We start from the raw sequence: 3,371 nt of genomic DNA, 5'->3' as shown, positions 1-3,371 counted from the left end.
TTTAGTCGTACCGATTTTATTTGCTCCCTTACTTTCTTCCTCGACTTCATCCAGTCTTATATGGTAAGGAAGAATAACATGCGCACGATTTGAAATACGAAGATTATCTGTAGAAACTCCGCGCTCATGTAAATAAGCAAGTTCTTCAACTAAAGCTTTCGGGTCAACTACCATGCCATTTCCGATTACACACACTTTGTCGCTATAGAAAATTCCAGAAGGAATTAAATGCAGTTTATACGTTTCACCATTAAATTTAATTGTATGTCCAGCGTTATTTCCGCCTTGATAACGTGCGATTGCTTCCGCATTTTCTGATAAAAAGTCTGTAATTTTACCTTTACCTTCGTCGCCCCACTGTGTTCCAACTACTACCACTGATGACATTTCAAAGCACCTCCACAGGTTTACGTACTCCCGGTTTACAAACCGGGTTCTTATCAAACAAACCTATTTTACCAATAAACGAAGGTGTCAGTCAACCAAATAGACGAACAATCTATACATTTTTATATTTTTTTGTTCGTGAATTATCTCTATTTCTACTAGATATACTATAAAAACAGTAAAAAAATACACTCTTTCGTAGTTGAAAGAGTGCAGAACTCATGCGCCGGGAGGCATCGAGGAATCATCGAACCGCCGTTCAAGATTTACGAATTTGTTATATTCTTTAACAAAAGCAAGTGAAACTGTACCAACGGGGCCGTTACGCTGCTTAGCTATAATAATTTCAATGATATCTTTGTTCTCAGATTCTTTATCGTAATAATCATCACGATATAGAAAAGCAACAATATCGGCATCCTGCTCAATACTTCCTGATTCACGGATATCAGACATCATAGGACGTTTGTCTTGACGCTGCTCTACACCACGGGAAAGCTGAGAAAGAGCAATAACGGGAACTTGTAATTCCCTTGCCAATGCTTTAAGAGACCGCGAAATCTCCGAAACTTCTTGTTGACGATTCTCGCCAGAACGGCCATTCCCTTGAATTAATTGAAGATAATCAATTAAGATCATCCCTAGACCTTGTTCTTGTTTTAAACGACGGCATTTCGACCGAATTTCTCCAATTCGAACACCTGGTGTATCATCTATATAGATTCCGGCATTAGACAGACTTCCCATTGCCATGGTAAGTTTCCGCCAGTCTTCATCCGTTAATGAACCTGTCCGCAGGTTCTGGGCGTTAATATTACCCTCAGCGCACAGCATACGCATGACAAGCTGTTCAGCACCCATCTCGAGACTAAAGATAGCTACGTTTTCTTCGGTCTTTGTAGCTACGTTCTGAGCGATATTAAGCGCAAAGGCCGTTTTCCCTACTGATGGACGGGCAGCTACAATAATTAAATCGTTACGCTGAAATCCGGCTGTCATTCGATCTAGTTCCGTAAATCCTGTAGGAATTCCGGTCACATCACCTTTACGATTGGTCAAAACTTCAATATTATCGTAGGTGCGAACGAGTACATCCTTAATATTTTGGAATGCACCAGCATTCTTCCGCTGTGCAACCTCCATAATATTTTTTTCTGCTTCACCTAGCAGTTCTTCTACTTCATCCTCACGACTGTATCCTTCTTGCGCAATATTAGTAGCCGTACGAATTAACCGTCTTAGCAGCGATTTTTCTTCAACAATTCTTACATAATATTCAACATTGGCAGCAGTAGGTACGGATCCTGCCAGTTCGCTCAAATAGGATACGCCGCCGATTTCTTCTAAATTCTTTGAAGCTGAAAGTTCTTCACTTACAGTAATTAAATCCACTGCTTTACCATGATCATTCAGCTTAAGCATTACCGTATAAATCTTTTGGTGAGAGCTGCGGTAAAAGTCCTCAGGGATTAATACCTCTGACGTAACAGTCATGGAAGCAGGTTCTAAAAATATCGCACCTAAAACTGCTTGCTCAGCATCGATATTCTGCGGTGGTATTCGGTCTTGAAAAACCTCATTCATCTATTTGACCTCCTATTCTAGAGGGGTTCTCTTAGCTCTGCAAAGAAAAAATGTGAAAGGACCTAATGCCCGATCACATTTTTTATCTACTTCTATTTTAACAATTTTTCATAAATATGAAAGCACTAAAATTAGCTAATTTCTTTAACATGAACGGTCAATGTCGCTGAAACCTCTGGGTGAAGCTTAACAGCAACCTTTGTGTGACCAAGAGAACGAATTCCGTCATTTAATTCCATTTTTCGTTTATCGAGTTTAATTCCGTGTTTTTTTTGAAGTTCTGCTGCAATTTGCTTCGTTGTAATTGAACCAAAAAGACGGCCGCCTTCTCCCGCTTTTGCCTCTAACTCAACTGTAATCTTTTCTAGTGTCTCTTTTAATTCCTTGGCTTGCTCTAATTCTTCAGCTGCTAAATTATTTTCTTTATTTTTTTGTGCTTCTAATGTTTTCACATTTGTATTACTAGCTTCGACCGCCAATCCTTGCTTAAGCAGGAAGTTATGTGCATATCCGTCAGCTACGTTTTTAACATCACCTTTTTTACCTTTACCTTTTACGTCTTTCAGAAAGATCACTTTCATTATGTTTGTCCTCCTTCTAAATATTCATCTATTGCTGCTTTTAATTTTAACTCTACTTCCTGAACAGTACCAGTCTGCTGTGTTGCCGCATTGGTTAAGTGACCGCCGCCGTCTAACATCTCCATAATAATTTGAACATTGATATCTCCTAGTGAACGTGCACTGATCCCAACAACCTCTTCTGAGCGCAAGGCAACAACAAAGGATGCACTAACACGATCCATAGTCAGGAGTGTATCTGCTGCCTGCGCAATCAGCACTTGGTCATGGAAATCATTCGGTTGAGCAACAGCAATCGCAATCCCCTCTTTATAAAAAGACACGGATTCAATTAACCTTGACCGTTTGATATAGGTTTCGACATCTTCCTTCAAAAACTTTTGAACGAGTACGGTGTCAGCTCCTCTTGCTCGTAAGTAGGAAGCCGCATCAAAGGTTCTTGATCCCGTTCTAAGCGAGAAGCTTTTTGTATCGACAATAATCCCTGCTAATAAGGCTGTCGCTTCGAGCATATCTAATTTTCCTCTTTTAGGCTGGTATTCAAGTAGTTCCGTTACTAATTCTGCAGTCGATGATGCATATGGCTCCATATACACAAGCAGCGAATTATTAATAAACTCTTCTCCACGGCGATGGTGATCAATGACAACCACTTTATCGATCCGGTTTAAGAGCCGTTCTTCAATCAGCATAGATGGTTTGTGCGTATCGACCACGACTAGAAGGGTTTCATCTGTAATCATCTCAGTGGCATCCTCAGGAGTAATGAACCGCTCGTATAAGTCAGGCTTATTTTTAATTTCTTCCATAAGTCTGCGC

General features: G+C 40.1%; 4 protein-coding genes. All 4 read right to left on the bottom strand.

The genetic code is table 11. The features are described from left to right. On the bottom strand, positions 1-387 hold a 387-nt coding region (locus AC52RT_RS11080; protein ID WP_495540798.1), incomplete at its 3' end, for an adenylosuccinate synthetase. A 219-nt stretch (positions 388-606) separates the two neighbouring features. Further along, positions 607-1,971 (bottom strand): replicative DNA helicase, encoded by a 1,365-nt coding sequence (dnaB, locus tag AC52RT_RS11075; RefSeq protein WP_040374703.1) that lies wholly within the window; start codon positions 1,969-1,971, stop codon positions 607-609. Between the two features lie 131 nt (positions 1,972-2,102). Beyond that, positions 2,103-2,552 (bottom strand): 50S ribosomal protein L9, encoded by a 450-nt coding sequence (gene rplI, locus AC52RT_RS11070; RefSeq protein ID WP_340847475.1) that lies wholly within the window; start codon positions 2,550-2,552, stop codon positions 2,103-2,105. Beyond that, the coding region (locus AC52RT_RS11065) for a DHH family phosphoesterase (protein WP_495540797.1) at positions 2,552-3,371 on the bottom strand (820 nt) is incomplete at its 5' end. The genes AC52RT_RS11065 and rplI, both read right to left, overlap by 1 nt.

Source organism: Peribacillus sp. (assembly GCF_059453735.1).
This window is presented reverse-complemented; position numbering and strand designations above follow the sequence as displayed.